This is a genomic window from Microbacterium sp. KRD172 (assembly GCF_017168295.1).
In the GTDB taxonomy this organism is placed as follows: Bacteria; Actinomycetota; Actinomycetes; order Actinomycetales; family Microbacteriaceae; genus Microbacterium; species Microbacterium profundi.
Map to the genome: position 1 here is coordinate 279120 of NZ_JABFAS010000002.1, position 6423 is coordinate 285542.

6 protein-coding genes are annotated in these 6423 nt (G+C 69.3%); 5 read left to right on the forward strand and 1 reads right to left on the reverse strand.

The genetic code is table 11. The annotated features are described in order from the left end of the window. Window positions 1-108 precede the first annotated feature (108 nt). From J1M43_RS01520 to J1M43_RS01530, 3 genes are read left to right on the forward strand one after another with little or no spacing between them, the layout of a single operon-like run. Window positions 109-1023, forward strand: coding sequence for a VOC family protein (locus J1M43_RS01520; protein WP_052166827.1), 915 nt, complete (start codon window positions 109-111; stop codon window positions 1021-1023). After that, window positions 1020-1703 carry an alpha/beta hydrolase gene (locus tag J1M43_RS01525; RefSeq protein ID WP_033105618.1) on the forward strand — a complete coding sequence of 228 codons (684 nt, stop codon included), beginning with the start codon at window positions 1020-1022 and terminating at the stop codon, window positions 1701-1703. The genes J1M43_RS01520 and J1M43_RS01525 overlap by 4 nt, the downstream gene beginning before the upstream one ends. After that, the gene (locus J1M43_RS01530) at window positions 1700-2719 is read left to right on the forward strand and encodes an LLM class flavin-dependent oxidoreductase (protein WP_033105619.1); all 1020 of its coding nucleotides are present in this window, start codon (window positions 1700-1702) and stop codon (window positions 2717-2719) included. The genes J1M43_RS01525 and J1M43_RS01530 overlap by 4 nt, the downstream gene beginning before the upstream one ends. Window positions 2720-2789: 70 nt before the next feature. Here J1M43_RS01530 and J1M43_RS01535 read toward each other — a convergent pair whose 3' ends face one another. Then, window positions 2790-3953, reverse strand: a complete 1164-nt coding sequence (locus J1M43_RS01535; protein WP_206475506.1) for a hypothetical protein — start codon at window positions 3951-3953, stop codon at window positions 2790-2792. A gap of 148 nt (window positions 3954-4101) precedes the next feature. On the opposite strand from J1M43_RS01535, the gene J1M43_RS01540 reads away from it, so the two are divergent. Together J1M43_RS01540 and J1M43_RS01545 are read left to right on the forward strand one after the other, a co-directional pair. Continuing rightward, window positions 4102-5082, forward strand: a complete 981-nt coding sequence (locus tag J1M43_RS01540) for a glycosyltransferase family 2 protein (RefSeq protein ID WP_033105621.1) — start codon at window positions 4102-4104, stop codon at window positions 5080-5082. Then, window positions 5079-6423 (forward strand): polysialyltransferase family glycosyltransferase (locus J1M43_RS01545; RefSeq protein WP_206475507.1); only part of this gene is annotated, 1345 nt, incomplete at its 3' end. The genes J1M43_RS01540 and J1M43_RS01545, both read left to right, overlap by 4 nt.

Below are 6423 nucleotides of genomic sequence, written 5' to 3' on the forward strand. Positions count from 1 at the left end.
GCGAATCGACCCGTGTCGCGCTCTCGGTGCCAGTGCCGGCACCGAGGGAATACTCCTGCATCACGATTGGTTGCACCTGCAAGTAAATACGTCCGCAGAGGAGACACCATGACCGCGACCCCCACAGACCGTACGTTGAATGCGCAGACCGCGATGGATGCCGTCACCCTTCGCGTCGGCGACCTCGAGACCATGTCGTCGTACTACACGAACGCCCTCGCGCTCGACCCGATCGAGGAGCGCAGCCGCGGCACCGAGGTGCACCGCGTACTCGGCCGCGGCACGACGCCGATGGTGCGACTCGTCTTGACTCCTGGCCTCCCGGCCGTCGACCCCCGTCAGGCCGGCCTGTTCCACACCGCCTTCCTGTTCGACGATGCCCCCGCACTCGCCGCCACCGTGCTCCGCGCCGCGCAGGACAATCGCGGACACTTCGCCGGATCCAGCGACCACCTCGTCAGCGAGGCGTTCTACTTCACCGACCCCGAGGGCAACGGCATCGAGCTGTACGTCGACCGCGCCCGCGACGAGTGGCAGTACGTGAACGGCGAGCTGCAGATGTCGACTCTGCATCTCGACCCGAACGCCTATCTTCAGCAGCACCTCCGCGAGGATGTCATCGAATCCGTGGCGAAGCAGGCGGGAACCGTCGGCCACGTGCATCTGCAGGTCGGCGACATCGCCACCGCCCGCGAGTTCTACGTCGATGCCCTCGGCTTCGAGACCACCGTCGCCACCTACCCGGGCGCCTTGTTCGCCTCGGCCGGTGGCTACCACCACCACGTCGCCATGAACACCTGGAACAGCTCGGGTGCCGGCCCGCGGGGCTCGCAACTCGGCCTCGGCGACGTCGCCATCACCGTGCCCGACCGCGAAGACCTCGATGCGCTTGTCACCCGCCTCAAGGCACGCGGACTGCAGTTCGCCGACGACGGCCGAGCCGTCACCATCGCCGACCCGTGGAACACGCAGGTCACGATCGCCCTGCCCGGCGCCGACGTCGACGAGGTGCTGGGACGATGACTCTGAAAGCCGTGAACCTGAACGCCATCGCCTCCGAGAACTTCCCCGGCGACGTCCCGGCCGTCGCCCTCTTCCTGCACGGGTACGGCTCGAATGAACGCGACCTCACCGCCCTGGCGTCCGCTCTTCCCGACGGACTGCCGTGGGCCTCGCTTCGAGCGCCGATCGAGGTGATGCCGGGCGGTTACGCGTGGTTCCGGATCGTGACGCCAGGGCATCCTGACGCAGACGCTCTGGATGCCGCGACCGCCGCGATCTGGTCGTGGGTAGACGCCGCGGTGCCGAACGGAACGCGGATCGTGCCGATCGGCTTCTCGCAGGGCGGCCTCATGGCCACGCAGCTGCTGCGCACCGCGCCGGAGCGCGTGCTCGCGCCGGTGGTCCTCGGCGGATTCGTCGCGAGCGGTGAGCAGCCGGCGGATGCTGCGCTGCGCGACGCGCGCCCGGCGATGTTCCTCGGCCGCGGGGCTGAGGACCAGGTGATCGCGCCCGCAGCTGTGGAGCGCACCGACGCCTGGGCGCCCGGACACACCACCCTCGACGCCCGCCAGTACCCCGGCCTCGGCCACGGCATCAACCAGGAGGAGCTGGCCGACGTGCAGGCGTTCCTGGCCCTGCAGCTCTCGCACGACCAGTCTCAGGCGGCCGGGCCTGTTTCACTCGCGGAGCCGACGCTGTGACCTTCGAGATCGGCATCTTCACCTTCGGCGAGCTGAGCCGCACCCCGGGCGGCCGGTTCACCGACCCCTCCGCGCGTCTCGAGCAGCTTCTGGAGTGGGCGCGCGTCGCCGACCAGGCGGGCCTCGACGTGTTCGGCGTCGGCGAGCACCACCGTCCCGACTTCGCGGTCTCGTCGCCGCAGATGGTCCTCGCCGCCGCGGCCCGTGAGACCGAGAGCATCCGCCTGACGAGCACCGTCACGGTGCTCTCGAGCGCCGACCCCGTGCGACTGCACGAGGAGTTCGCGACGCTCGACCTGCTCAGCGGCGGCCGCGCAGAGATCACGGCTGGTCGCGGCGCCTACGTCGAGTCGTTTCCTCTGTTCGGTCAGGATCTGCAGCGCTACGACGAGTACTTCGACGACCGGCTCGATCTTCTGCTCGCTGCCCGCGAGAGCGGCGAGCTCACCTGGTCGGGAACGACTCGGGCTCCGCTCCGGGATGCCGGCGTCTACCCGCGCCCGCAGCAGGAGAAGCTACCGGTGTGGATCGCGGTCGGCGGCACTGCGGCATCCGCTGCCCGGGCAGGATCCCTCGGGCTGCCGATGTACCTTGCGATCCTTGGTGCCCCGACGCGATTCCGCGGGCTCGCCGCTCTGCACCGCGAGTCCGCCGCCGCGGCGGGCCACGAGGCGCCGCAGCTGGGCGTGACCTCGCACTTCCACGCCGGCGAGACCACGCAGGCCGCACGCGACGCATTCTTCCCGCACTACGCCGCGTACTTCGCCGAGAACATGCCGCGCGGCGGGCACCTCGACCGCGAAACCCTCGACACCTGGGCGAACCCCGGCGGAGCGCTGTTCGCCGGCAGCCCCGCCGAGATCGTCGACAAGATCCTGTGGGAGAACGAGATGCTCGGCCACACGCGCTTCCTCGCGCAGGTCGGCCTCGGCGGTATCAGCCAGCGCGACACCCTGCGCTCGATCGAGCTTCTCGCGACCGAGGTGCTGCCCGCAGTTCGCAAGGCGCTCGCGTAACGCCCCCCGAGTGTCGTCTGCCGGCGCGTCACCCGTATGTCGCCCGCGCGCCACAGCCGCGAGACGGGTGCTACGCGAGCACCCGCAGGAAGATCCACCCCACGGCGAACAGCGCGACGACCAGGATCGCGACCCACGGCCCGCTCCGCTTCAGCCGACGCCCCTGCCTGGCCACCCCTGGCGGCGGCGTCAGCATCCCGGCGGGGGGCGCGAACGGCAGCGTATTCGATCCGGCCATCGGCGCACCGCCGGTCATCCCGGCATCCGCCTGGTCGCCGGCGACGGCGGAAGAGTAGGGGCGGCCCTGCTCTTCGAGCAGGCGGTCATCTCGCCACCTGGCCCACTGGTCGAACTTCGTGATGAGAGCACCGACAGCGCCGAACAGCCACGCCCACGTGTTCGGGTCGAGCGTCGACGCCTCGCGCTTCGTGTAGAGGAAGAGCCAGTCGTCGACGATCTCGACGTCGAGCTGCGCTGCATTGTCGATGAAGCGCGCCATGATGTCGGGCGTGAACAGATACAGGGCATCCTGCTCGTAGCCCGCCGGGCAGTACAGCGTGAAGTACTTGTCGAAGTCCCCCTCGAGCGAGAGCCTCTGCTCCTTCTGGAAAGATGCCGGAAGGTTCGTGCCGAACACCGCGTTGTTGCCGAGGGCGTCGAGCACGATGTTGGGCAGCGGCACATCGAGCTTGACGGCGACGTAGCCCCACTTGTGCGTGGTCGAGTTCTTCCCCGAACCCGTCGTGTACTGGTAGTTGCCGAACTCGACGAAGCGCGGGCTGTGCCCGCGGACGAGCTGCGCAGCCTTGCGTGCGCGACCGAGTGTGAAGATCATGCCGGGCAGCGGCGGATCGTCGACGTCACCTGCGTAGGTCATGTTGTTCGCGGCGGCGAAACGACTGAGGCGATAGTTCGCGATTCTGCGGTTGCGGAATGAGAACCAGACCAGCAGCCCTCCGCCGATCACGATCACCGCGATGATCACGACGGGCAACAGCATGAAGAGCGGCCCGCCTCGACTGATACCGGCCATGAGCAACGACACGGTGGGGATCAGGATGGTCAGGAACACCAGTGAGATGAACGACGCGACGACGATCGTGATGACCTTCGTCGCGGACGTCGACGAGGCGCTTCCTGCCCGCGCTGCGGCGCTGAAGGCGCGCACCGCACGCGGGTCGACAGGCTCGGTGAGGGCGCGGGCGTCGAAGCTCAGCGGTTGAGGAGAGGGCATGCTCACCCGCCTACGCTAACCCGGGCGCGCGCCACAACCGTGCACCTCTCGAACATGTGGGGGCGTCACTCGCCGTTCACCCCGACGCCACCAGACCGCAAGGTGCGAATGCGACGATTCCGGACGCCATCCACCCACCGGGAGCCCAGTGCGCACACCGCTCGTCACCGTCATCCTTCCCGCGAAGGATGCTGCGCCCTACATCGGCACGACCCTCGAGACGCTGCTGCGCCAGTTCGACGATCCGGCCTCGCTGAAGCTCGTCGCGGTGGATGACGGATCCAGTGACGGCACCGGCGATCGGATGCGCGGCTACGCCGAGCGGTTCGCGCACGCCGAGGTGCTCGTCAATCCACGACCGGTCGGGCTGGCGAGCGCACGGAATCAGGGGCTCGCGCACGTCGAGGGCGATGCGTTCTGCTTCATCGACGGCGACGACTGGATGCAGCCGCGCCGCCTGCAGGTGCTCGCCTCGAGGCTGCGCGAACTCGGATGCGACTTCCTCCGCACCGACCACGTGCGCGTCACCGGATCCGCACGCAGGGTCGTGCGCGCCCCCTTCGCCTGGCGCGGCGCCGTCGCATCGCCACGCGACGCGATCCTTCCCGCCGATGACACGACGATGGTCGATTACCCGTACGCGTGGGCGGGCATGTTCCACCGGCGCATCCTCGACCAGGGCCTCGCCGCGTTCCCCGATGGTCTCTTCACCGCCGAGGACCGCCCATGGATCTGGCGGCTGCACCTGCAGGCGTCGTCATTCGCCGTCGTCGATGCGCCGACCCTGCTCTACCGCCGCGGCATCGCGACCTCGCTCACCCAGGTGCGAGATCGGCGCCAGCTCGACTTCCCGCGCGCGCTCGCGCAGGTGGTGCAGATCGTGGAGCAGGATGCCGAGGCAGACCTCTTCATGCCGAAAGTGGTTCGTACGGCCCTCGCGCTGAGCTCGCATCACATCGTGCGGTCCCGGCGTATGGCCCCGTCGCTGCGGCGCGAGATGCGCGGCAGCATCCGCGACCTGCTCACCACCCTCCAACCGGCAGACGTCGCGCATGCGCTCGACCGCCTGGAGGGATCCAAGCGACGCGTGCTCGCGCGGACTCTGCGTGAGGCGGGACACGCGAGATGACCCAGCTCTTCGTCCTGCACAGCGCGTACGGACTCACGACGGCGGCAGCCGCACTCGACGAGGGGATCATCGAAGCGGGGCAGGAGCGCGTGCTCGTACCCGTGAACTCCGCGCGGATACCCGAGACGAGCCTCGCGATCCACGAGCAGCCGAACCTGCGGTCGCTGTGCGCGCGCTTCGACCGCATCGAGCCTCTCGACGAGATCCTGTCGCCGCGGCATCCGAGCTCCTGGCATCCGGTCGCAGCTGATCTTCCGATCCTGAACCGCCTCCTGGCGCGCGCCTGGAACCTCGACGACGATCTGGAACTGTTCGTGCAGAGTCCGCAGGTCGCCCCCGCGCGCACCCTGCTCTCGCTGTTCCCCAATGCGAGCATCACTGTCATCGGCGACGGACTGATGACGTATTCGCCGATGCGCGTGAAGCTGCCGCGCACCGTCGTCGAACGGGTCGGCCGCGTCGTGTACGCCGACGTCGTACCCGGCGTCGAGCCGCTCGTGTTCGGTGCGGCGAGGCCGACTCCGCCGCGCGAGACCGAGCCGGGCATGCCACGTCTCGTGCCGCAGGCTCGGTCTCGTGGCGGCGCCGGTGGTGCAGAGCGGATGCCGGTGCCCCCGGCCGCGTTCCGCAAGGTGCTGCTGGAGACCACTGCAGCAGACCCGCAGCTCGACGCGCTCGCCGACGGCACACCGACCGCGCTGGTGCTCGGACAGTACCTGTCCGCCCTCGGCCTCGTATCGGCCGCGGAGGAGATCGCGATGCAGTGCGACATGATCGATCGGGCGGCGGCGTGGCATCCGCGGCGCATCGTGTTCAAGCCGCATCCGTCCGCACCGTCGCTGGTCACCGACGCCGTGCGGGAACGAGCCGAGAGCCACGGGGCCGAGTTCGTCGAGTACCGCGGCGTCGAGTCGGCCGAGCTCGTCGCAGAACGCCTGGATGTCGCCGGTGTCGTCGCGGGGTTCTCGACCGCGCTCCCGACGGTGCAGGCGCTGTTCGGCCGGCCCGTCGCGTCGTCCGGCACGCAGACGGTGCTGCGCAGGCTCACCCCGTATGAGAACAGCAACCGCGTGCCGGCCACGATCGTCGACGCGCTCACACGTACGGACGACCGCTACCGTGACCCGGCGCAACTGCAGCTGCTGATCGACGCCGTCGGGTATGCGATGCAGCCGAAGATCGCCGCGCACCTGCGGCCTCGGGCCGAAGAGCTGCTCAGCCGGCTCGATCAGCCAGAGCGAGACCGCTACTTCGCTCGGAAACGGCTCATCGAGCTCCGGCTGCCCGGCGCGCCCGCCGAGCCGATCGTGCGTCGTGCACTGCGCTCGGTCGGGGGGGTGG